The sequence below is a fragment of the Shigella sonnei genome, from assembly GCF_002950395.1.
In the GTDB taxonomy this organism is placed as follows: Bacteria; Pseudomonadota; Gammaproteobacteria; order Enterobacterales; family Enterobacteriaceae; genus ECMA0423.
In genome coordinates, this window is sequence record NZ_CP026802.1 from 2,496,725 (window position 1) to 2,519,349 (window position 22,625).

Genomic DNA, 22,625 nt, shown 5'->3' on the forward strand with positions numbered 1-22,625 from the left:
TACGGACTTTTACCCGCCTGGTTTATTAATTTCTTGACCTTCCCCTTGCTGGAAGGTTTAACCTTTATCACAGCCAGTCAAAACTGTCTTAAAGGAGTGTTTTATGTCACAAACTATCGACCTGACCCTGGACGGCCTGTCCTGCGGTCACTGCGTTAAACGCGTGAAAGAAAGTCTTGAACAGCGCCCGGATGTTGAGCAGGCGGATGTGTCTATCACTGAAGCGCACGTTACCGGGACTGCCAGTGCAGAACAGCTGATCGAAACCATCAAACAAGCGGGTTATGACGCATCTGTAAGCCACCCAAAGGCTAAACCGCTGGCGGAGTCATCAATCCCGTCGGAAGCACTGACAGCGGTTTCTGAGGCGCTTCCGGCAGCGACCGCCGATGACGATGACAGCCAGCAGTTGCTGCTGAGCGGCATGAGCTGCGCCAGCTGTGTCACCCGCGTACAAAATGCGCTGCAAAGCGTACCGGGCGTCACTCAGGCACGGGTAAACCTGGCGGAGCGTACTGCGCTGGTGATGGGCAGTGCCTCCCCACAAGATTTAGTGCAGGCGGTGGAAAAAGCGGGCTACGGTGCGGAAGCGATTGAAGATGACGCTAAACGCCGCGAGCGCCAGCAAGAAACCGCCGTAGCTACGATGAAGCGCTTCCGCTGGCAGGCAATTGTTGCACTGGCTGTGGGTATCCCGGTAATGGTCTGGGGGATGATCGGCGATAACATGATGGTCACCGCTGACAACCGCAGCTTGTGGTTAGTTATCGGCCTGATAACCCTGGCAGTGATGGTTTTCGCCGGCGGCCATTTTTACCGCAGTGCATGGAAAAGCCTGCTGAACGGTGCAGCGACGATGGATACGCTGGTGGCGCTGGGAACGGGTGTGGCGTGGCTCTATTCGATGAGCGTCAACCTGTGGCCGCAGTGGTTCCCGATGGAAGCGCGGCATCTTTACTATGAAGCCAGTGCGATGATTATCGGTCTGATTAATCTCGGCCATATGCTGGAAGCGCGCGCACGTCAGCGTTCTTCTAAGGCGCTGGAGAAATTACTCGATTTAACCCCACCGACGGCGCGAGTGGTCACCGCAGATGGTGAAAAAAGCGTGCCGCTGGCGGAAGTTCAGCCAGGGATGTTACTGCGCCTGACGACCGGCGATCGCGTGCCGGTAGATGGCGAGATTACCCAGGGCGAAGCATGGCTGGATGAAGCGATGCTGACGGGCGAACCAATCCCACAGCAAAAAGGCGAAGGCGAAAGCGTCCATGCCGGGACAGTGGTACAGGACGGCAGTGTGCTGTTTCGTGCCAGTGCGGTTGGCAGCCATACCACGCTGTCACGGATCATTCGCATGGTGCGCCAGGCCCAGAGCAGCAAGCCAGAAATCGGTCAGCTGGCGGATAAAATCTCAGCCGTATTTGTACCTGTGGTGGTGGTGATTGCGCTGGTCAGTGCGGCAATCTGGTACTTCTTTGGTCCGGCACCGCAAATTGTTTATACCCTGGTGATTGCCACCACGGTACTGATTATCGCCTGTCCGTGTGCGCTGGGGCTGGCGACGCCGATGTCGATTATTTCCGGCGTCGGGCGGGCGGCTGAGTTTGGCGTGCTGGTGCGGGACGCCGACGCGCTGCAACGCGCCAGTACACTCGATACCGTCGTGTTCGATAAAACCGGGACGCTGACCGAAGGGAAGCCGCAGGTTGTCGCAGTGAAAACGTTTGCTGATGTTGATGAAGCGCAGGCATTGCGTCTGGCGGCGGCACTGGAGCAAGGTTCCAGCCATCCGCTGGCACGGGCGATCCTCGATAAAGCAGGTGATATGCAGCTGCCGCAGGTCAACGGTTTCCGCACATTGCGCGGGCTGGGCGTGAGCGGTGAAGCTGAAGGTCATGCGTTATTGCTGGGCAATCAGGCGCTGTTAAATGAGCAACAGGTTGGTACCAAAGCTATCGAAGCGGAGATTACTGCTCAGGCATCGCAAGGAGCAACGCCTGTGCTGCTGGCGATTGACGGGAAAGCAGTAGCCCTGCTGGCTGTACGCGATCCGTTGCGTAGTGATAGCGTGGCGGCGCTGCAACGCCTGCATAAAACGGGATATCGTCTGGTGATGTTGACCGGGGATAACCCAACCACCGCCAATGCGATCGCCAAAGAAGCTGGAATTGATGAAGTGATTGCCGGAGTGCTGCCGGACGGTAAAGCCGAAGCGATCAAACGTCTGCAAAGTGAAGGACGTCAGGTGGCAATGGTGGGCGACGGCATTAACGACGCGCCAGCGCTGGCCCAGGCGGATGTCGGCATTGCGATGGGTGGCGGCAGTGATGTTGCCATTGAAACCGCGGCGATTACCCTGATGCGCCATAGCCTGATGGGCGTTGCGGATGCGCTCGCGATTTCCCGCGCAACGCTGCGCAACATGAAGCAGAACCTGCTCGGTGCCTTTATCTACAACAGCATCGGTATTCCGGTCGCCGCCGGTATTTTGTGGCCGTTTACGGGAACACTGCTTAACCCGGTAGTTGCCGGAGCGGCAATGGCGCTCTCGTCGATTACCGTAGTGAGTAACGCCAACCGGTTGCTGCGGTTTAAACCGAAGGAATAAGTACGTCATTGCGGATGCGCTGCTTTAGGGCGGCGCATTTGGCATCGACGCATGACTGCCGGATGCGGCGTAAACGCCTTATCCGGCCTACGGTTCAGGCACAGGTTTGTAGGCCTGATAAGACGGGTAAGCGTCGCATCAGGCAATGGTGCTCGGATGCCGGATGCGGCGTGAACGCCTTATCCGGCCTACGAGATGAAGCGATGTTTTGGCCTTACGCGACCTTTTTTGCACGCTCTTCACGGCGTGCCAAATATTCAGCCACTGTTTCAATCCGTCCCAATTCTTCCTGGGTGCGCATGTTGTTTTCAACTTCCCAAAGATCAACTGCCGCCTGGAGGTTTAGCCTAAAATCGACTGTGGTATCAAAAACTTTCGCCAGACGGAATGCCATCTCAGTGGTGAGTTTACGATTGTTATTGATCAGTGCACTGACGCTATTACGATGAACATGCAGCAACTCTGCTAACTCATTGATTTTCAAATCGAGCGGTTCCAGATATTCATAGAGAAGAATATCTCCGGGTGTCGTCGGTTTTCTTGTTGCCTGTTTCATGGTTTTTAACTGTTGCTTCCCTGTGAATAGCGATGCAAGAACATACTGAATCATACAAACACATTAAACAAGTCCCCAACTCCATTTGCGCCATCCCTCACCGCGCGCTAGCATGATATTTCACAAAGGGAGGTCGTATGGATCTGTTGTACCGGGTAAAAACGCTTTGGGCCGCGCTGCGCGGTAATCATTACACCTGGCCTGCCATCGATATCACCCTTCCCGGCAATCGCCATTTTCATCTGATTGGCAGTATTCATATGGGTAGCCACGATATGGCTCCCCTGCCCACCCGTTTGCTCAAAAAGCTCAAAAACGCCGATGCGCTGATCGTCGAGGCGGATGTTTCCACCAGCGATACGCCTTTTGCTAATTTGCCTACTTGCGAGGCGCTGGAAGAGCGCATTAACGAGGAGCAACTCCAAAATCTGCAGCACATTAGCCAGGAGATGGGCATTTCTCCGTCGCTCTTTTCTACTCAACCGCTGTGGCAAATCGCGATGGTTCTTCAGGCGACGCAGGCACAAAAACTGGGGCTGCGGGCAGAATACGGTATCGATTACCAGTTATTGCAGGCGGCGAAGCAACAACATAAACCCGTGATTGAACTGGAAGGGGCTGAAAACCAGATTACCATGTTGCTCCAGCTCCCTGACAAAGGACTGGCGCTGCTGGACGATACGCTGACCCACTGGCATACCAACGCACGGTTGCTGCAACAAATGATGAGCTGGTGGCTGAATGCACCTCCGCAAAATAATGATATAACGCTGCCCAATACGTTCAGTCAGTCGCTGTACGATGTGCTGATGCATCAGCGAAATCTCGCCTGGCGGGATAAATTACGCGCCATGCCGCCGGGGCGATATGTGGTCGCGGTCGGTGCACTACACCTGTATGGAGAAGGGAATTTGCCGCAAATGTTGCGCTAAAAAAATGGCCAATATCGCTATTGGCCCGTCAAAGAGGAATTTCATTTTTTTATTATTATGCCGTCACTTTAAGCGACGGTGTAACTCGATTGTCGCTCAATCTCACCATCCTGCCAATACTCTTAGGCAAGATGACTCTTTTTTTTGGACCGCCATCAGGCGTATGCTTGCTTCGTTTTTTTGTTTAAGGCAGGAAAATTACCATGACACCCGCAGTTAAATTACTCGAAAAAAACAAGATTTCGTTTCAAATCCATACCTACGAGCACGATCCGGCTGAAACCAATTTTGGCGATGAAGTCGTCAAAAAATTAGGTTTGAATCCGGATCAAGTCTACAAAACGCTACTGGTGGCAGTGAACGGTGATATGAAACATCTGGCAGTGGCCGTTACGCCGGTCGCAGGTCAACTGGATCTTAAAAAAGTAGCAAAAGCGCTGGGTGCCAAGAAAGTTGAGATGGCCGATCCGATGGCCGCGCAGCGTTCGACGGGATACCTGGTTGGGGGGATTAGCCCACTGGGGCAGAAAAAACGTCTGCCGACGATTATCGACGCCCCCGCACAAGAATTTGCCACTATTTATGTTTCTGGCGGCAAGCGCGGACTGGATATCGAACTGGCGGCAGGCGATCTGGCGAAGATCCTCGATGCCAAATTTGCTGATATCGCCCGCCGCGATTAAGCATTGTGCCGGATGCAAATATCCGGCACTTTCGGATTACTGCCAGCTCACCTCACCTTTCGGTTCATAAACACTCACATCCAGCGGCGAGCTTTTCTGGATATACGCTTTCAGCACTTCGGCATCAATAAAGCCGGTATTCACATAGCCCGGTTTGTTATCAAGGCGCGGATAGCCATCACCGCCGGTGGCATTGAAGTTTAATGTCGCCATACGGTAAGTTTTCGCCGGATCGACCGGTTCGCCTTTGATTTTCAGGTCGTTGAGTTTGCCGTCTTTCGCCACAAAGCTAACGTTGGCAAATTGCGGGTAGGCACCTGAATCTGGCTTCATTTGTGCGACGGCGGTCAGGTAATCAATCACCTCTTTACCGATCATGTCGGCATACACCACCACATTGCCGAATGGCTGCACTTTCAGTACGTTTTTATAGCTGATATCGCCTGCTTCGATAGAATCACGAATTCCTCCTCCACTCATCACCGCAAAGTCGGCACCAGTGCGATCCATTTGGGCTGCCAGAATCAACCGCCCCATATTGGTCTGTACAAAACGCACTTTGTCACGATCGCCTTCCAGACGACCATTGGTTTCGCCTATTTTCACTTCCAACTGCGCTTTGCCTTTGTTCTGGAACGGCGATAACAGCGAGATCATTTGCTGGTTTTCAGCGATTTCAGGGGTGTACAGCACGCGCTCGCTTTTCCCGTCTTCCCAGGTCACTTTCTTCTTCAGGTTCACCGGAATCAGCTGGTAGTTAACCATTTTCATTTCGCCATTACGAAACTCAAAATCAGCCCGTCCCACGTATTTGCCCCACTCATGCGCCTGCACAATCCAGATGCCGTTTTGTTGATCTGGTTTGCATGGCGTACCCGGCACGTAATCGACCTGTTTTTTGTTTTCTGCCGCCATGCAGACCGGATCTTGCGAGTGACCACCGACGATCATCGCCAGCGATCCGGCAGGCAGCGCGCGTGCCATCTCCACATCGCCCGGTGCGTTAGAGCCGTGCTCACCATTATCGTAATGCCCCATATGGGTCGCCGCGATAATAATGTCTGGCTTTTCTGTCTGTTGCAGCTCCTGAATCACCAGCTTCGCTTCATCGGCGGGCTTACGAAATTCGATATCAGTGAAGTATTCCGGGTTACCAATTTTTGCTGTGTCATCGGTTGTCAGCCCAATAACGGCAATTTTCAGATCCTGACGCTTAAACAGCGCCCACGGTTTAAACAGGCGCTCGCCAGTACTTTTCTGGTAGATATTCGCGGAAAGCAACGGGAACTTGGCCCACTTTTCCTGCTGGCGTAATACGGTGAGCGGATTATCAAATTCATGATTACCGATCGCCATCGCGTCATAGCCCACCAGATTCATACCGCGAAAATCAGGTTCGGCATCCTGTAAGTCAGACTCGGGCACGCCAGTGTTAATGTCGCCACCGGAAAGTAGCAGCACGCTACCGCCTTCAGCCGCAACCTCTTTGCGGATACCATCCACCAGCGTTTTTTGCGCCGCCAGACCATATTCGCCATATTCATTGCGCCAAAAATGCCCATGATGATCATTGGTATGCAGAACTGTAATTTTGTAGGTTTTATCCTGCTCATACGCCAGAGCAGTTTCACTCGCCAGTGTAAATGTGGTTAACAGCGCTAACGCCACGCCCCGCTGCAATAATTTCATACTTCTCTCCCTGACCTGATTTCAACGTGTTGAAAAATAGTATGACGCGACATCATAGACAAGTCTGCGTCCGGTGAAGATAAATCTGCATCCAGATTAGAAATTCTGTATTCGGCGTTGAGACTTCCTTCAGACGACGCATACAGGTATGTTAGTCGGGTAATAATCACAAATAAGATCATTCTTTACATCGCAACCCTGAAAAAGTGACTTTCCTATGGCAATGAGTGAACAACCCCAGCCTGTGGCGGGCGCGGCTGCGTCAACGACCAAGGCCCGAACATCGTTTGGTATTTTAGGTGCTATCAGCCTCTCACATCTGCTGAACGACATGATCCAATCGCTGATTCTGGCGATTTATCCGCTGCTTCAGTCAGAATTTTCTCTGACATTTATGCAGATTGGCATGATAACCCTCACCTTCCAGCTCGCCTCTTCGCTACTGCAACCAGTGGTCGGCTACTGGACCGATAAATATCCGATGCCGTGGTCGTTGCCAATTGGCATGTGCTTTACCTTAAGTGGTCTGGTGCTGCTTGCGCTGGCGGGCAGTTTTGGCGCAGTTCTGCTGGCGGCGGCGCTGGTCGGTACCGGTTCATCGGTCTTTCATCCGGAATCTTCTCGCGTAGCCCGTATGGCTTCCGGCGGGCGGCATGGCCTGGCGCAATCTATCTTTCAGGTCGGCGGCAACTTTGGCAGTTCCCTGGGACCCTTGCTGGCGGCGGTGATTATCGCGCCTTATGGCAAAGGCAACGTTGCCTGGTTTGTGCTTGCGGCACTGCTGGCGATCGTGGTGTTGGCGCAAATTAGCCGTTGGTACTCGGCACAGCACCGAATGAATAAAGGAAAACCCAAAGCGACGATAATCAATCCACTGCCGCGCAACAAAGTGGTACTGGCAGTCAGCATTCTGTTAATCCTCATTTTCTCGAAATATTTCTATATGGCGAGCATCAGCAGCTATTACACCTTTTATCTGATGCAAAAATTCGGATTATCTATCCAGAATGCCCAGCTTCATCTGTTTGCCTTCCTGTTTGCCGTTGCGGCAGGTACGGTGATCGGCGGGCCTGTAGGGGATAAAATTGGACGGAAATATGTGATTTGGGGCTCTATCCTCGGCGTTGCGCCGTTTACGCTGATTTTACCCTACGCCAGCCTGCACTGGACGGGGGTTTTAACGGTGATTATTGGATTTATCCTCGCTTCGGCATTCTCTGCCATTCTGGTCTACGCTCAGGAGCTACTTCCGGGACGTATCGGTATGGTTTCTGGACTCTTTTTCGGTTTTGCTTTTGGCATGGGAGGTCTGGGAGCGGCAGTTCTGGGGCTTATCGCCGATCACACTGAGGTAGCCTGAGTTTAACGGACACTCCTTCCTGAAATAGAATGGCATCAGAAGGAGCTAATAATGAGCAGAAAAACCCAACGTTACTCTAAAGAGTTCAAAGCCGAAGCTGTCAGAACGGTTCCTGAAAATCAACTTTCGATCAGTGAAGGCGCTTCCCGATTATCTCTTCCTGAAGGCACTTTAGGACAATGGGTTACCGCCGCCAGAAAAGGGCTCGGTACTCCTGGTTCCCGCACGGTGGCTGAACTGGAATCTGAAATTCTGCAACTGCGTAAGGCGTTAAATGAAGCTCGCCTTGAGCGAGATATATTAAAAAAAGCAACAGCGTATTTTGCACAGGAGTCGCTGAAAAATACGCGTTAATCGAACAATGGCGACAACAATTTCCCATTGAAGCGATGTGTCAGGTATTTGGTGTATCCAGGAGCGGTTATTACAACTGGGTACAGCATGAACCCTCAGACAGAAAACAAAGTGATGAGCGGCTAAAACTGGAGATTAAGGTGGCACATATCCGCACTCGCGAAACATATGGAACCCGGCGGCTCCAGACGGAGCTGGCAGAGAATGGCATCATCGTTGGTCGTGACCGACTGGCACGTCTTCGTAAGGAGCTAAGGCTACACTGTAAGCAGAAACGCAAGTTCAGAGCGACTACGAACTCGAACCACAATCTGCCAGTTGCGCCAAATCTGCTGAACCAGACGTTCGCTCCTACAGCACCAAATCAGGTCTGGGTGGCGGACCTGACGTATGTTGCCACACAGGAGGGATGGTTGTACCTCGCTGGCATCAAAGATGTTTATACGTGCGAAATTGTCGGCTACGCCATGGGAGAGCGCATGACAAAAGAGCTGACAGGTAAAGCCCTGTTTATGGCGCTCAGGAGCCAGCGCCCACCTGCCGGGCTAATCCACCACTCTGATCGAGGTTCACAGTACTGCGCATACGATTACCGGGTCATACAGGAGCAGTCTGGTCTGAAAACATCAATGTCGCGTAAAGGTAACTGTTACGACAACGCTCCGATGGAAAGCTTCTGGGGAACGCTGAAAAATGAGAGCCTGAGCCACTATCGTTTTAATAACCGGGATGAAGCCATCTCAGTAATACGGGAATACATTGAGATTTTCTACAATCGTCAGCGTCGTCACTCTCGTCTGGGGAATATCTCCCCGGCAGCCTTCAGGGAAAAATATCATCAGATGGCTGCTTAAAAAAAGAACAAATGGTAGTGTCCGCTATTGCCAGTACACCTCACACCAGCATCGAGTTAGTCTATAAAATCTGTGCTTTCCTGCCACTATTGGGGATGTTGACCATATTCCTGCCTGATAACCGGCATAAAGACTGATTTCATTGCAGCCAAAGGCAAACTTTGGCTGCATCGTTTTACAGTCGCCATAAGCCTTTCCTCTGTTAAACCGCCTTCTGTTTTCCGATCCGTGCTTTTTTTGCAGCTAATTCCATTTTTCTGCAAAATTCAATAATTATTCATGAACATCATCAATGAAATTGTCATAAACTATTACCTGTAATTTTGGTTTTCCCGGCCAAAAATGGACAATAACCACCAGGAAAAGGAGACGGAATGCATCACGCCACCCCGCTTATCACCACCATTGTTGGCGGCCTTGTGCTCGCCTTTATCCTCGGCATGCTGGCCAATAAACTACGTATTTCTCCTCTGGTGGGATATCTGTTAGCGGGTGTGCTGGCAGGACCATTCACTCCGGGCTTTGTTGCCGATACCAAGCTTGCGCCGGAACTGGCTGAACTGGGCGTCATTCTGTTGATGTTTGGCGTCGGTTTGCACTTTTCGCTGAAGGATTTGATGGCGGTAAAGGCCATCGCCATTCCCGGTGCGATCGCCCAGATAGCCGTGGCGACGCTGCTGGGTATGGCGCTCTCTGCCGTGCTGGGCTGGTCGTTAATGACCGGTATCGTGTTCGGTTTATGTCTTTCCACCGCCAGTACCGTGGTGTTACTGCGCGCACTTGAAGAACGGCAATTAATTGACAGTCAGCGTGGGCAAATCGCCATCGGTTGGTTGATTGTGGAAGACCTGGTAATGGTTCTGACGCTGGTGTTGCTGCCCGCAGTGGCAGGAATGATGGAACAGGGCGATGTGGGCTTTGCCACTCTTGCAGTCGATATGGGGATCACCATCGGCAAAGTGATCGCATTTATCGCCATTATGATGCTGGTAGGTCGCCGTCTGGTGCCGTGGATTATGGCACGCAGCGCGGCAACCGGTTCTCGCGAGCTATTTACCCTGTCGGTGCTGGCGCTGGCGTTAGGGATTGCCTTTGGTGCGGTGGAGTTGTTTGACGTCTCCTTCGCACTTGGCGCGTTCTTTGCCGGGATGGTACTGAACGAGTCTGAACTGAGTCACCGTGCCGCCCACGATACGCTGCCATTGCGCGACGCGTTTGCGGTGCTGTTTTTTGTCTCCGTCGGGATGTTGTTTGATCCGTTAATTCTGATTCAGCAACCGCTGGCAGTGCTGGCGACGCTGGCAATTATTCTGTTTGGTAAATCGGTCGCGGCCCTGTTCCTTGTCCGTCTGTTTGGTCACTCCCAACGTACGGCATTAACCATCGCCGCCAGCCTGGCGCAGATTGGTGAGTTCGCGTTTATCCTGGCGGGACTGGGAATGGCATTGAATTTACTGCCGCAGGCCGGACAAAACCTGGTACTGGCAGGGGCGATCCTGTCGATTATGCTCAACCCGGTACTGTTCGCACTACTGGAGAAATATCTGGCGAAGACCGAAACGCTGGAAGAGCAGACGCTGGAAGAGGCAATCGAAGAAGAGAAACAGATCCCAGTGGATATTTGCAACCATGCGCTATTGGTGGGTTACGGTCGTGTAGGCAGCCTGCTGGGGGAGAAATTGGTCGCCTCTGATATTCCGCTGGTGGTGATTGAGACGTCACGAACCCGTGTTGATGAGCTGCGAGAGCGTGGGGTCCGCGCTGTATTGGGCAATGCAGCGAACGAAGAAATTATGCAACTGGCGCATCTGGAATGTGCAAAATGGCTGATCCTGACGATCCCCAACGGTTATGAAGCGGGTGAGATTGTGGCGTCTGCCCGCGCGAAAAACCCGGATATTGAGATTATCGCCCGCGCCCATTATGACGATGAAGTGACGTATATCACCGAACGTGGCGCGAATCAGGTAGTGATGGGTGAACGTGAAATTGCCCGTACTATGCTGGAACTGCTGGAAACGCCACCGGCGGGTGAAGTGGTGACGGGGTAAACGGTGGTTGCCGGATGTAAAATATGAAAAATATGTAGGCATGATAAGACGCGCCAGCGTCGCATCAGGCATCGAGAGCCAAATGCCAGATGCGGCGTGAACGCCTTATCTGGCCTACGAACCGACGATAACTTAACGATCCCAGTAAGACTCTTCCAGGCTGTCTTCACGCTCCGGCAAGCCGCGCGTTAAACGAGGTGAATGCTGGTTCAGTACCTGATAGCTCACACGGTTAGCATATTTACACACCTGCGCTAACGATGAATAAGTTAACCAGGTGAATTTATGTTTGCTGGAGTTTGGTACGTTGCTACGATGGTAGCTGTTGGCGGTAATGTCATGCAGCAACGCTGCCAATGCGCCATCCCCCGCTCCATTAGTGTTCATGATTTTTTCCGGCCCGCCCATGTACGGCGCAATGTGCGAATAGACACGCAGCGGATTCTGGCAATCCTTGTGGCGCATGGCGCGGCTAAACTCATACTGGTTGAATTCCGCTATAGCGCCCGGCAGCAGCGGATGCTGGGTTTTACGTTTCGCTTCGTCTTCGGTAAAGCCCGCCATATACAAGCCGATTGGCCCGGCGGTGCACAGCACCAGATCTACCCAGTCCAGCGCCTTGTCAGATGCCAACAACGGATCGCTTTCTCCGGTCAACGCTTCGGCTTCATCTTCGTTCATCGCAAGGATAGAGACGTGATCTTTGAGGAATTGCTGCCACCACTGCGGATTCTCGGCAATGACAAACTTGGTGCCCAGCGTCAGCACCACCGGTACGTTATATTTCTTCGCGTACTCAATGGCTTTCATGGTTGCTTCCGGCATGGGTTCACCCGGTTTGCAACGCACCAGATAAGAGGTGAGAACCAGTGCCGAGGCTCCGGCAATCACATCTTCCGGAATGCTTTCAGCCCGCAGCTGGTTCATGTGGCCTGGACTGATAGCAAAGGTACGTTCCCCGGACTCGCCAATCAGCGTAAAGCAACGACCAATCGGGCCATCCACGCCTTGTAGATAGTTAAGATCGGTACGGCTGGAAGTGTTACACAGGTAACGATAGGCATAACTGCCAATTTCAATATTGCTGCACATGACGCCCAGCAGCACCGAACGGTCGTCCGCGAGCACCGAGTAGTTGTGCATGGTGTTACCAATGGTGCCACCCGCAAACTGATGGGTAATCAGGTTTTTCTGTTTTAGCTCCTGATAAAGCGCTTCGGCTACGTCATCCTCAATCACCAGTGAATGCCCGGCGCTTAATCCATAACGCTCAATGAATTCATCATCCACTTTCGCTTCAATATCGACCAGCGTCTGGTCAATACCTACGACCCAGGCGGCGCTGGTTTCGTTTTCTGGCTGGAATTGCTGAAGCAGCGGATCGCGTGCATTTACAGGGAAGTAATGTTTGGATTTACGTTTACCGGGAAATTTCATGGTTGTTTTTACGGGTGGTTAACTGAGCGGCGAATGTTAACACAATCTGACGGGAGCGCGCGAGACGCAGCCAGTTTCAATATCAGCAGGCGGGATCGCATTTTCATGGCAGTGGTTCCTTACAATGACGTAATTTGAAAGGAGTTTTTGTATGAAGCCGGAAAACAAACTACCTGTTCTGGACCTTATTTCTGCTGAAATGAAGACCGTTGTGAATACTCTTCAGCCGGATTTACCGTCCTGGCCCGCAACGGGAACGATTGCTGAGCAACGACAGTATTACACGCTTGAGCGCCGATTCTGGAATGCGGGCGCTCCAGAAATGGCAACCAGAGCTTACATGGTTCCAACAAAATATGGGCAGGTGGAAACACGTCTCTTTTGTCCGCAGCCAGATAGCCCGGCGACGCTATTTTATTTGCATGGAGGCGGTTTTATTCTCGGCAATCTCGATACCCACGATCGCATCATGCGCCTGCTGGCAAGCTACAGCCAATGTACGGTGATTGGTATTGATTACACCCTTTCACCTGAAGCGCGTTTTCCGCAAGCGATAGAGGAAATTGTGGCTGCTTGTTGTTATTTCCACCAGCAGGCGGAGGATTATCAAATCAATATGTCCCGCATTGGCTTTGCCGGTGATTCCGCAGGTGCCATGCTGGCGCTCGCCAGTGCGTTGTGGTTGCGTGATAAACAGATCGATTGCGGTAAAATTGCGGGTGTTTTGCTGTGGTATGGGCTTTACGGATTACGGGATTCCGTGACTCGTCGTCTGTTGGGCGGTGTCTGGGATGGCTTAACGCAACAGGATTTGCAGATGTATGAAGAGGCGTATTTAAGCAACGACGCGGACCGCGAGTCACCGTATTACTGTCTGTTTAATAATGATCTCACTCGCGAAGTTCCGCCCTGTTTTATTGCCGGGGCGGAGTTCGATCCGCTGCTGGATGACAGCCGTCTGCTTTACCAGACGTTAGCGGCGCATCAGCAGCCCTGTGAGTTCAAACTCTACCCAGGTACGCTGCATGCCTTTTTGCATTATTCACGGATGATGAAAACCGCCGACGAGGCTCTTCGCGACGGCGCTCAGTTCTTTACCGCTCAGCTTTAGCGATACGCGGCAACAAGATTAGCCATCATTTCGATATGTTCCGGCGTGGCATTAAGCGCTGGAATATATTCATATTTTTTCCCGCCCGCACCGAGGAAGACCTCACGGTTTTGCTCGGCAATCTCTTCCAGCGTCTCCAGACAATCCGCAGCAAAGCCCGGGCACATCACCTGTATATGACCTACGCCTTTTTCTCCGAGCATTTTCAGCGTTTCGTCGGTATAAGGCATCAGCCAGGGTTCCCGGCCAAAGCGCGACTGAAAGGTCATCATCACTTTTTCCGGTGCCATCCCCAGTGCGGAAGCCAGTTCGCGAGTCGTTGTGCGGCAACGTTGCGGGTAATCATCGCCTTCATCTGCATAACGCTGGGGAATGCCATGATAAGAGAGCAGCAGCAGATCCGGTTCGCCATGTTTGGCAAAAGAAGCGCGTACGCTGTTCGCCAGTGCATTAATGTAATCGTGGTTATCGGCGTAATCACGAATAAACGATATCCCCGGAATGCTACGTTTGCGCGCCAGAATGCGTGCCAGTTCATCCCATACCGCACCGACCGTAGAACAGGAGAATTGCGGATAAAGCGGCAGCACCACAATATGATCTACATGCTCTGCCAGGAGTTCATCGACGGCGCTTTCCAGTGATGGCGAGCCGTAGCTCATTCCCAGCGCTACGGGCGTCTCCGGTAAACGTTGTGCCAGCGCCTGCTGTTGCTGGCGGCTGTAAACCATCAGCGGCGAGCCACCTTCCATCCAGACCGAGGCGTACAGCTTCGCCACACGCGGCGAGCGCAGCGGCAAAATAACGCCGCGCAGCAATGGCCACCATAACAACCGTGAGGTATCAACCACGCGTCTGTCGCTTAAAAATTGTTTCAGATAGCGTTTTACCGCTTCAGGTGTGGGGGTATCGGGCGTACCCAGGTTTGCCAGCAGGATACCGATTTTAGTCTGACGCATTACCGCCTCTTATCGATTCAACTTGTTGATAATTGTAGCGGAAAAGTGAGGAAGAAGAACTAATTGCTGTGAGAGGTATTGCCTGAGGTGGATGAGCAGACCTGCCCGAAAGCAGATCTGCTGCGGCTTGATTAGCCGAGGATTTTTTCCAGATCAGCGCGAACTTCAGCAACCGACTTGGTGCCGTCAACTTTCGCGTATTTGGTGTTACCCGCTTCCGCTTCTTTGAAGTAGTAGCCGATCAGCGGTGCAGTCATCTGATGGTATTCAACCAGACGTTTACGCACGGTTTCTTCCTGATCGTCTTTACGGGTAGTCAGTTCTTCACCGGTAACGTCGTCTTTGCCTTCTACTTTCGGCGGATTGAATTTAACGTGATAAACACGACCAGACGGCGCATGAACGCGGCGGCCTACGATACGATCAACAATCAGTTCGTCCGGTACGTCGAATTCCAGAACGTAATCAACATTGATGCCCGCTTCTTTCATCGCGTCTGCCTGCGGAATGGTACGCGGGAAGCCGTCCAACAGGAAACCATTACGGCAGTCTTCCTGAGCAATGCGCTCTTTAACCAGCGCGATCACCAGTTCGTCGGTGACCAGTTTGCCAGCATCCATAATGTCTTTTGCTTGTTTACCCAGCTCGGAGCCAGATTTGACCGCAGCACGCAGCATATCGCCAGTGGAGATTTGCGGAATACCATATTTCTCCATGATGAACTGAGCCTGAGTCCCTTTCCCCGCGCCCGGAGCGCCAAGCAGAATGATACGCATTGCGAAAATCCCCTTAAAATGTGTCGATTTTTTTGAAAAAGCGATAAACGATACCACCAACAGGCGATTGCCTCAAGAAAGGCACCTGAGGCTGAAACGGTTAATGGCGAGATAATTTGCGGAAAGTGCAGATGATGAAAAGAAAAATGCCGGATGACACAAAGGTCATCCGGCATGACATCAGGAAACCAGCAGCTGGTTCATACGACGAATAAACAGGTTCGGATCTTCCAGCGTGCCGCGTTCTGCCAGCAGCGCCTGATCCAGCAGCAGTTCTACCCACTCGCTGAACTTCGCTTCATCTTCAGTATCTGCCGCACGTTTCACCAGTACGTGATCCGGGTTCAGTTCGAAGATGTATTTCACTTCTGGCACTTTCTGGCCCGCCGCAGCGAACAGTTTCGCCATCTGAGTGCTCATTTCGTCCGCGTCGGTCGAAACGATCGCTGGCGTATCGGTCAGACGGTGAGTCAGACGGACATCTTTCACGCGCTCGCCGAGCAGGGCTTTCACACGGTCGATGAACGGAGTCAGTGCTTTCTCCGCTTCTTTCGCGCTCTCATCAACTTCGTCAGCCAGTTTTTCCAGCGACTCGTCAACTTTAGACACCGACTGGAACGGTTTACCGTCGAACTCAGTCAGATAGTTCATCATCCACTCATCGATGCGGTCGGAAAGCAGCAGAACTTCGATGCCTTTCTTACGCAGCAGTTCCAGGTGCGGGCTGCTCTTCGCTGCCGCATAGCTGTCTGCGGTGATGTAGTAGATTTTCTCCTGCCCTTCTTTCATGCGGGAAACGTAGTCTTCCAGAGATACGGTCTGCGCAGAAGAATCGGTATGGGTAGAAGCAAAACGCAGCAGTTTGGCGATCGCTTCCTGGTTAGCGAAATCTTCCGCCGGACCTTCTTTCAGTACCAGGCCAAACTGTTGCCAGAAGGTCTGGTATTTTTCCGCGTCGTCTTTCGCCAGTTTTTCCAGCATTTGCAGCACACGCTTGGTCAGCGCATTGCGCAGGTTACGCGTTACCGTGCTGTCCTGGAGGATTTCACGGGAAACGTTCAGCGGCAGATCGCTGGAGTCAATCAGACCACGCACGAAGCGCAGATAGTTCGGCATGAACTGTTCTGCGTCGTCCATGATGAACACACGCTGGACGTACAGTTTCAGGCCGTGTTTATGATCACGGTTCCACATATCCCACGGAGCCTGGGACGGAATGTACAGCAGGCTGGTGTACTCCTGCTTACCTTCAACGCGGTTGTGGCTCCAGGTCAGCGGATCATTAAAGTCGTGGGCGATGTGTTTGTAGAACTCTTTGTACTCTTCATCGGTGATTTCCGACTTGTTACGAGTCCACAGCGCCTGCGCTTTGTTGATTTTCTCCCAGGAGATAACGGTTTCGCCGTCTTTCTCTTCGCGTTTTTCGATCTCTACCGGCAGCGCGATATGGTCGGAGTATTTGCTGATGATGGAACGCACGCGCCAGTCATCGAGGAACTCGTCTTCGCCTTCACGCAGATGCAGGGTGATTTCAGTACCACGATCTTCTTTGGTGATGTCGGCAACGGTATATTCACCTTCGCCAGCCGATTCCCAGAAGACGCCGTTTTCTGGTTTTTCGCCTGCCGCGCGAGTACGCACGGTCACTTTGTCGGCCACGATAAACGCAGAGTAGAAACCAACACCAAACTGACCGATCAGCTGGCTGTCTTTCGCCTGGTCAGAACCCAGGGATTCGAGGAATGATTTGGTACCGGATTTAGCGATAGTCCCCAGATGGTCAATCACTTCGTCGCGGGTCATCCCCACGCCGTTATCAGAGATGGTCAGCGTGCGCTTGTCTTTATCGAAAGAGACACGAACGCGCAGTTCGCCATCACCTTCGTACAGGTCCGGGTTAGATAGCGCACGGAAACGCAGCTTGTCCGCCGCATCGGAGGCGTTAGAGATAAGCTCACGCAGGAAGATTTCTTTATTGGAATAGAGAGAATGGATCATCAGGTGCAGAAGCTGTTTCACTTCTGACTGAAAACCACGAGTTTCTTGTCCTTTCATGTAGGTCTACCTCAATAATGCCATTTTAAGGTTAAAAACAGGATGAGGGAGAGATGGGGACAAGGGAGAATAATTTCAAGCGAGAGCAGGTGATCCTGCTCTCGTTTGCTTAAAAACGAATCTTATGACGCCCGGCAAGGGAGTGTGACAGCGTGGTGCCATCGACCATTTCCAGTTCGCCGCCAACCGGTACGCCATGAGCGATTCGGCTGGCTTCCACGTCATATTGCGCGCAAAGCTCGGCAATGTAGTTAGCGGTAGCTTCACCTTCAACCGTGGGATTGGTGGCGAGGATCACTTCAGTGATTTTTTCCTCTGCCAGACGCTGTTCCAGACGATCAAGCCCGATATCATCCGGACCGATGCCGTCCAGCGGTGACAGATGCCCCATCAACACAAAATAACGACCAGAAAACTGCCCCGTCTGCTCAATGGCGTAGATGTCCGCCGGACTCTCCACCACACAGATTTGACCGTTTTCCTGACGACGCGGATTCGAACAGATGTTACAGACTTCCTGTTCGGTGAAAGTGCGGCAATCGGCGCAGTGGCCGATTTCCGACATCGCCCGGGTGAGCGCCTGCGCCAAACGCATCCCGCCGCTACGATCGCGCTGAAGCAGCGTGAACGCCATACGCTGCGCCGACTTCGGGCCAACGCCCGGCAGACAGCGCAGTGCTTCCATAAGCTGTGTTAACAGCGGGCTGGTTTGCATCAGAACGGCATCTTAAAGCCAGGCGGCAGCTGCATTCCGGAGGATACAGAGGCCATTTTTTCTTTCTGCGTTTCTTCAATACGACGTGCTGCGTCGTTGAATGCTGCAGCCACCAGGTCTTCCAGCATCTCTTTGTCGTCTTCCAGCAGGCTCGGGTCGATCTCTACGCGACGGCAGTTGTGTGCACCGTTGATGGTCACTTTTACCAGACCTGCGCCAGATTCGCCGGTGACTTCCAGCTGCGCGATCTCTTCCTGCATTTTCTGCATTTTTTCTTGCATCTGCTGGGCTTGCTTCATCAGGTTACCCAGACCGCCTTTACCAAACATAGGTTTCTCTCTCAATCACGTTAAGGATGACGAACGTAAGCTGTGCTTACGATCAAATGGGGCGGATACTTTCTTCATCCAGCTCCGCATCGAAAAACCGACGCAGGGTCTGAATATTATTATCCGCAATAATGGACTCGCGCGCCTGCGCAAGTTTTTCTTCGTATATCGCCTGACGCCACTCCAGCGGCGTACGCACCGCGGGATTATCATCTTCAACGATAGTCAGTTCAACCGTTGAACCTTTTAACATGCTCAACGCTTCAGCCAGTTTTTGCTGTGCACCGCGGTTGTTCAAATGCCGCTGAGAGGAGCGCAAATGCAGACATACTGCGTTGTCGCTCTCCTCTTTCCAGGCATTTAACGCCACCTGTTCGACCAGTTTTGGTAGCGAAAGTTGGCTCACCTGTGCCGCCCACGGGTCGCGCTCAATGGCTTCTGCCGCTAGCTTCGCCGCCAGTTCCGGCGTTTTTTCATGTTCCAGCGCTTTTTTCAGCGCCTTCGGCGTGGCGACCACTTCTTTTTGCTGCATCACCGGAGTGGTCGCCTTCCAGCGATACGCTTCTTTTTTGGCTGACGCTTTTTCCAGCGCCGATGGCACCGGACGCGCCTGAACGCGATCGGTGACCGAAGCCAGTCTTTCCAGCGCAGCGTTATTCACCGGCCGCGCGCGGGTAGCGGCTGCCGATTCACTCTTTTTTGCTTTGGTTGCTCCCTGCACGCACTGCAACTGCTGGCGCGCCGCCAGCACCTGGCTGGTGGTTTCCGGGAGCGGTACAGTCGGTGCCTGCTGCGGCGCTGATTGCGGCGGCACCTGGGTTGGCGTCATTACTGCCGTTGGCACGACGGGTGCAAAGGACTGGCGTGGCACTTCTGGCTCAGGCAGCGGCATACGCGGATGGAACGCCAGCGCGCGCAGCAGCGTCATCTCAACGCCCATGCGGCGGTCCGGCGCATACGGTAATTCTTTGCGACCAATCAACAGCGTCTGATAGTAAAGCTGAATATCCGTCGGCGGTATGGTGCGCGCCAGTTCACGCATCCGCAGCTCAATGGCGGCCATGTCGTTGCCAAGTGCAGCAGGCGAAAGTTGTACCATCGCAATACGATGCAACAGGCCGAGCATTTCCACCAGCAACGCTTCCCACTCGATACCACGGGCAGCGGCTTCATTAATCAGCGCCATTACGCGCTCGCCGTTGGCCTCGACCATCGCTTCAACCAGCGACAGCGCCTGATCGTCATCAAGCGTACCCAGCATCGCACTGACTGCCTGGGTTGAAACCTGGCCGTCACCGCTGGCAATCGCCTGGTCGGTCAGACTTAAGGCATCTCGCAGGCTGCCTTCAGCGGCGCGCGCCAGCAATTGCAACGCCCGCGGCTCGTGAGCGATATGTTCTTCGTTGAGGATGTGCTCAAGTTGATGGCGAATTTGCTCGACATCCAGCGCCTTGAGATGAAATTGCAAACAGCGCGACAAAATCGTCACCGGCAATTTCTGTGGATCGGTCGTCGCCAGCAGAAACTTAACGTGCTCCGGCGGCTCTTCAAGGGTTTTTAACAGTGCGTTAAAGCTGTGGCGCGACAGCATATGCACTTCGTCGATCAGATAAACTTTGAAACGACCACGCGCCGGAGCGTACTGGACGTTATCCAGCAGGTCGCGGGTATCTTCAACTTTGGTGCGCGAGGCGGCGTCGATTTCAATCAGATCGACAAAGCGCCCCTGCTCGATTTCACGACAGTTATCGCACACGCCGCACGGCGTCGCGGTAATGCCGGTTTCGCAGTTTAGCCCCTTCGCCAGCAGTCGGGCGATAGAGGTTTTTCCGACGCCACGGGTGCCGGAAAAAAGATAAGCATGATGAATACGCCCTAACGACAAGCCGTTCGCCAGTGCGGTCAGCACATGTTCCTGGCCGACGACGTCAGCAAAGGTTTGTGGGCGCCATTTTCGGGCTAAGACCTGATAACTCATTGGCAGGCTCTGAAACGCTGGAAGGTGGATTCACGAAGGGGTAATGCTAACACAGCCCCGTCAGAACGGCGAGGCTGAATGCACATCTTGTGCTGTCCGTAGCGTGGGCAGCACAAGACTGGCGATAATTAATGGCCCGGGAACGGGACAAGGCTGTAGCTGGTAATGCCCTGTTTTTCGAGACGCTGTTCGCCGCCGAGATCGAACAGGTTGATAATGAACGCAGCGTCAGCCACTTCACCACCCAGACGACGGATCAGTTTAACGGTCGCTTCGATAGTGCCGCCGGTTGCCAGCAGATCGTCCACCACCAGAACTTTGTCGCCCGGTTTGATGGCATCAACGTGGATCTCCAGCTGATCGGTGCCGTATTCCAGGTCGTAAGTTTCACTGATGGTTTCACGCGGCAGTTTGCCCGGTTTACGGACCGGTACAAAGCCAACGCCCAGACCCAGAGCTACCGGAGCGCCAAACAAGAAGCCACGCGCTTCGGTGCCGACAACTTTGGTAATGCCCGCATTTTTGTAACGCTCAACCAGCAAGTCGATGCTGAGAGCGTAAGCTTTCGGGTCTTCCAGTAAGCTGGTGACATCGCGGAAAAGAATGCCGGGTTTTGGGTAGTCCTGAATGCTTTTGATGCTATTTTTGAGATACTCAAGCTGCTGTGCAGTCGCGGTCATAAGTGTATGCCTGCTTGTTACGGTGGTACTCACGGCGCGTTTTAAACGTATCAAAAGTAACAGTTGTTTAACCTTTGACCGCCTGCGCCTGTGCTCGAAAACGCCAGAATGTACTGGCTGTACGCAATAATTGCAACTGCGATTGTTGTGCTTCAGTGCTTTTCTTGCTTTTCATCAATCACCGGAATTCGCCACATATAGAAAAGCAAACAGGCGAGAATTACCAGCAACATGATGCGCACCCATGGCATCTGGACGAACCACAGAGAAATGGCAAACGTGAGCAAAATAAGCAAAATCGCCCGCGGTTTGACGCCGCGCGGCATCGCATGATGTTTCTGCCAGAAACGTAGATAGCTGCCAAACCATGAGCGGTACAGCAACCAGGCGTGAAAGCGCGGGGAAGAACGGGCAAAGCACCAGGCCGCCAGCAGGATAAACGGCGTCGTCGGTAATACCGGTAATACCACGCCCAGCGTACCCAGCACTACCGCCAGCCAGCCAATGATGATTAAAATGATTCGTTGCATATTGAGTGTTGTCAGCTTACAGAGTGGCTACTTTAGCATAACAATTATCATTTTCATTGAGGTCTTATCGTGAAAACCGCCCTGCTGCTGGAAAAACTGGAAGGACAGCTCGCTACGCTGCGTCAGCGTTGTGCCCCGGTGTCACAGTTCGCCACGCTAAGTGCTCGTTTCGACAGGCATCTTTTTCAGACTCGTGCGACAACACTACAGGCTTGTCTCGACGAGGCGGGCGATAATCTGGCTGCGCTTTGTCATGCGGTTGAGCAGCAACAGCTGCCGCAAGTGGCCTGGCTGGCGGAACATCTGGCGGCACAACTGGAAGCCATCGCGCGTGAAGCCTCCGCCTGGTCATTGCGCGAGTGGGACAGTGCGCCACCGAAAATTGCCCGCTGGCAGCGTAAACGTATTCAGCATCAGGATTTTGAGCGGCGGCTACGTGAGATGGTTGCCGAACGCAGAGCCCGCCTGGCGCGGGTGACCGATCTCGTGGAACAGCAAACGCTGCATCGTGAAGTGGAAGCCTATGAAGCGCGCCTGGCACGCTGCCGCCATGCGCTGGAAAAAATCGAAAACAGGCTAGCGCGCTTAACCCGCTAGCAATGGAGAGAGTATGTCACTTGAAAATGCCCCTGACGATGTCAAACTGGCTGTCGATTTGATTGTGCTGCTGGAAGAAAATCAGATCCCAGCCCGCACCGTGCTGCGCGCGCTGGATATTGTAAAACGCGATTATGAAAAGAAATTAACGCGCGATGATGAGGCGGAAAAGTGAGAAATAAATGGGGCCGCTAAATGTCCCCTAAGATTGTGGGCAAACGCAAAACTGCCTGATGCGCTACGCTTATCAGGCCTACACCGCTCCTGCAATACATTGAATTCTTGCGGTTTCGTAGGCCGGATAAGGCGGTCACGCCGCATCCGGCATGAACAACGCGCACTTTGTCAGTAATCTCGGGGCAACTAAATGT

At 52.9% G+C, this 22,625-nt stretch carries 19 protein-coding genes, 2 pseudogenes and 1 other annotated feature; of the genes and pseudogenes, 10 read left to right on the forward strand and 11 right to left on the reverse strand.

The genetic code is table 11. The features are described 5' to 3' along the window. Nucleotides 1-103: 103 nt before the first annotated feature. Nucleotides 104-2,608: a copper-exporting P-type ATPase CopA gene (gene copA / locus C1P89_RS13240; RefSeq protein WP_000083968.1), complete on the forward strand. Its 2,505-nt coding sequence runs from the start codon at nt 104-106 to the stop codon at nt 2,606-2,608. Between the two features lie 214 nt (nt 2,609-2,822). On the opposite strand, the gene C1P89_RS13245 is transcribed toward copA, so the two are convergent. Then, entirely contained in the window at nt 2,823-3,164 is a 342-nt protein-coding gene (locus C1P89_RS13245) for a HigA family addiction module antitoxin (protein ID WP_001344274.1), read from the reverse strand. A gap of 137 nt (nt 3,165-3,301) precedes the next feature. On the opposite strand from C1P89_RS13245, the gene C1P89_RS13255 reads away from it, so the two are divergent. Together C1P89_RS13255 and ybaK are read left to right on the forward strand one after the other, a co-directional pair. Continuing rightward, nucleotides 3,302-4,096 (forward strand): TraB/GumN family protein, encoded by a 795-nt coding sequence (locus tag C1P89_RS13255; RefSeq protein WP_000365182.1) that lies wholly within the window; start codon nt 3,302-3,304, stop codon nt 4,094-4,096. A 203-nt stretch (nt 4,097-4,299) separates the two neighbouring features. Continuing rightward, a complete protein-coding gene (ybaK, locus tag C1P89_RS13260) occupies nt 4,300-4,779 on the forward strand; it encodes a Cys-tRNA(Pro)/Cys-tRNA(Cys) deacylase YbaK (protein WP_000186627.1) in 480 nt (159 codons plus the stop codon). A 36-nt stretch (nt 4,780-4,815) separates the two neighbouring features. On the opposite strand, the gene ushA is transcribed toward ybaK, so the two are convergent. Beyond that, nucleotides 4,816-6,468, reverse strand: a complete 1,653-nt coding sequence (gene ushA, locus C1P89_RS13265) for a bifunctional UDP-sugar hydrolase/5'-nucleotidase (protein WP_000771745.1) — start codon at nt 6,466-6,468, stop codon at nt 4,816-4,818. Nucleotides 6,469-6,685: 217 nt separating this feature from the next. Between ushA and fsr the strand changes: the two are divergent. The 4 genes and pseudogenes from fsr to ybaL form a co-directional block, all read left to right on the forward strand. Continuing rightward, nucleotides 6,686-7,822 (forward strand): annotated as a pseudogene (gene fsr / locus C1P89_RS13270) (fosmidomycin MFS transporter); the annotation flags it as partial. A 57-nt stretch (nt 7,823-7,879) separates the two neighbouring features. Continuing rightward, a protein-coding gene (locus tag C1P89_RS13275; protein WP_134799510.1) for an IS3-like element IS600 family transposase occupies nt 7,880-9,036 on the forward strand; the annotation gives its coding sequence in 2 pieces (ribosomal slippage) (nt 7,880-8,129 and nt 8,129-9,036; 1,158 coding nt in all). Nucleotides 9,037-9,077: 41 nt separating this feature from the next. Next, nucleotides 9,078-9,173: pseudogene (locus C1P89_RS26475) on the forward strand (hypothetical protein); the annotation flags it as partial. 237 nt (nt 9,174-9,410) lie between these two features. After that, complete coding sequence (ybaL, locus tag C1P89_RS13280; RefSeq protein WP_151350960.1) at nt 9,411-11,087, forward strand: YbaL family putative K(+) efflux transporter; 1,677 nt, start codon at nt 9,411-9,413, stop codon at nt 11,085-11,087. A 132-nt stretch (nt 11,088-11,219) separates the two neighbouring features. Here ybaL and gsk read toward each other — a convergent pair whose 3' ends face one another. After that, the gene (gene gsk, locus C1P89_RS13285) at nt 11,220-12,524 is read right to left on the reverse strand and encodes an inosine/guanosine kinase (RefSeq protein WP_000671574.1); all 1,305 of its coding nucleotides are present in this window, start codon (nt 12,522-12,524) and stop codon (nt 11,220-11,222) included. A 151-nt stretch (nt 12,525-12,675) separates the two neighbouring features. On the opposite strand from gsk, the gene aes reads away from it, so the two are divergent. Then, entirely contained in the window at nt 12,676-13,635 is a 960-nt protein-coding gene (gene aes / locus C1P89_RS13290; protein ID WP_000801838.1) for an acetyl esterase, read from the forward strand. Here aes and hemH read toward each other — a convergent pair. The 8 genes from hemH to C1P89_RS13330 all read right to left on the reverse strand — a co-directional run bounded on the left by hemH (nt 13,632) and on the right by C1P89_RS13330 (nt 21,657). Continuing rightward, on the reverse strand, nt 13,632-14,594 hold the full coding sequence (gene hemH, locus C1P89_RS13295; RefSeq protein WP_001250066.1) for a ferrochelatase: 963 nt from the start codon (nt 14,592-14,594) through the stop codon (nt 13,632-13,634). The genes aes and hemH overlap by 4 nt on opposite strands. Before the next feature lie 131 nt (nt 14,595-14,725). After that, nucleotides 14,726-15,370: an adenylate kinase gene (gene adk, locus C1P89_RS13300; protein ID WP_005141066.1), complete on the reverse strand. Its 645-nt coding sequence runs from the start codon at nt 15,368-15,370 to the stop codon at nt 14,726-14,728. Nucleotides 15,371-15,550: 180 nt separating this feature from the next. Beyond that, nucleotides 15,551-17,425: a molecular chaperone HtpG gene (htpG, locus tag C1P89_RS13305; protein WP_000678201.1), complete on the reverse strand. Its 1,875-nt coding sequence runs from the start codon at nt 17,423-17,425 to the stop codon at nt 15,551-15,553. A 109-nt stretch (nt 17,426-17,534) separates the two neighbouring features. Continuing rightward, nucleotides 17,535-18,140, reverse strand: coding sequence for a recombination mediator RecR (recR, locus tag C1P89_RS13310; protein ID WP_001195025.1), 606 nt, complete (start codon nt 18,138-18,140; stop codon nt 17,535-17,537). Beyond that, complete coding sequence (locus tag C1P89_RS13315; protein WP_000467098.1) at nt 18,140-18,469, reverse strand: YbaB/EbfC family nucleoid-associated protein; 330 nt, start codon at nt 18,467-18,469, stop codon at nt 18,140-18,142. The genes recR and C1P89_RS13315 overlap by 1 nt, the downstream gene beginning before the upstream one ends. Nucleotides 18,470-18,521: 52 nt before the next feature. Next, entirely contained in the window at nt 18,522-20,447 is a 1,926-nt protein-coding gene (dnaX, locus tag C1P89_RS13320; RefSeq protein ID WP_000122026.1) for a DNA polymerase III subunit gamma/tau, read from the reverse strand. Next, nucleotides 19,125-19,189 (reverse strand) — a sequence feature (DnaX frameshifting element). It overlaps the preceding gene by 65 nt. Nucleotides 20,448-20,575: 128 nt before the next feature. Next, on the reverse strand, nt 20,576-21,127 hold the full coding sequence (gene apt / locus C1P89_RS13325; protein WP_000127356.1) for an adenine phosphoribosyltransferase: 552 nt from the start codon (nt 21,125-21,127) through the stop codon (nt 20,576-20,578). Between the two features lie 152 nt (nt 21,128-21,279). Continuing rightward, nucleotides 21,280-21,657 (reverse strand): DUF454 family protein, encoded by a 378-nt coding sequence (locus tag C1P89_RS13330; protein ID WP_001188905.1) that lies wholly within the window; start codon nt 21,655-21,657, stop codon nt 21,280-21,282. 69 nt (nt 21,658-21,726) lie between these two features. On the opposite strand from C1P89_RS13330, the gene priC reads away from it, so the two are divergent. Together priC and rsmS are read left to right on the forward strand one after the other, a co-directional pair. Then, on the forward strand, nt 21,727-22,254 hold the full coding sequence (gene priC, locus C1P89_RS13335) for a primosomal replication protein N'' (RefSeq protein ID WP_000844871.1): 528 nt from the start codon (nt 21,727-21,729) through the stop codon (nt 22,252-22,254). Nucleotides 22,255-22,267: 13 nt separating this feature from the next. Beyond that, nucleotides 22,268-22,429 carry a pleiotropic regulatory protein RsmS gene (rsmS, locus tag C1P89_RS13340; RefSeq protein WP_000051146.1) on the forward strand — a complete coding sequence of 54 codons (162 nt, stop codon included), beginning with the start codon at nt 22,268-22,270 and terminating at the stop codon, nt 22,427-22,429. Nucleotides 22,430-22,625: the final 196 nt, after the last annotated feature.

Bases quoted from the DNA above. Each gene is read 5' to 3' on its own strand.
- copA (WP_000083968.1), top strand. From the start codon at position 104: ATGTCACAAACTATCGACCTGACCCTGGACGGCCTGTCCTGCGGTCAC.
- C1P89_RS13245 (WP_001344274.1), bottom strand. From the start codon at position 3,164: ATGAAACAGGCAACAAGAAAACCGACGACACCCGGAGATATTCTTCTC.
- C1P89_RS13255 (WP_000365182.1), top strand. From the start codon at position 3,302: ATGGATCTGTTGTACCGGGTAAAAACGCTTTGGGCCGCGCTGCGCGGT.
- ybaK (WP_000186627.1), top strand. From the start codon at position 4,300: ATGACACCCGCAGTTAAATTACTCGAAAAAAACAAGATTTCGTTTCAA.
- ushA (WP_000771745.1), bottom strand. From the start codon at position 6,468: ATGAAATTATTGCAGCGGGGCGTGGCGTTAGCGCTGTTAACCACATTT.
- ybaL (WP_151350960.1), top strand. From the start codon at position 9,411: ATGCATCACGCCACCCCGCTTATCACCACCATTGTTGGCGGCCTTGTG.
- gsk (WP_000671574.1), bottom strand. From the start codon at position 12,524: ATGAAATTTCCCGGTAAACGTAAATCCAAACATTACTTCCCTGTAAAT.
- aes (WP_000801838.1), top strand. From the start codon at position 12,676: ATGAAGCCGGAAAACAAACTACCTGTTCTGGACCTTATTTCTGCTGAA.
- hemH (WP_001250066.1), bottom strand. From the start codon at position 14,594: ATGCGTCAGACTAAAATCGGTATCCTGCTGGCAAACCTGGGTACGCCC.
- adk (WP_005141066.1), bottom strand. From the start codon at position 15,370: ATGCGTATCATTCTGCTTGGCGCTCCGGGCGCGGGGAAAGGGACTCAG.
- htpG (WP_000678201.1), bottom strand. From the start codon at position 17,425: ATGAAAGGACAAGAAACTCGTGGTTTTCAGTCAGAAGTGAAACAGCTT.
- recR (WP_001195025.1), bottom strand. From the start codon at position 18,140: ATGCAAACCAGCCCGCTGTTAACACAGCTTATGGAAGCACTGCGCTGT.
- C1P89_RS13315 (WP_000467098.1), bottom strand. From the start codon at position 18,469: ATGTTTGGTAAAGGCGGTCTGGGTAACCTGATGAAGCAAGCCCAGCAG.
- dnaX (WP_000122026.1), bottom strand. From the start codon at position 20,447: ATGAGTTATCAGGTCTTAGCCCGAAAATGGCGCCCACAAACCTTTGCT.
- apt (WP_000127356.1), bottom strand. From the start codon at position 21,127: ATGACCGCGACTGCACAGCAGCTTGAGTATCTCAAAAATAGCATCAAA.
- C1P89_RS13330 (WP_001188905.1), bottom strand. From the start codon at position 21,657: ATGCAACGAATCATTTTAATCATCATTGGCTGGCTGGCGGTAGTGCTG.
- rsmS (WP_000051146.1), top strand. From the start codon at position 22,268: ATGTCACTTGAAAATGCCCCTGACGATGTCAAACTGGCTGTCGATTTG.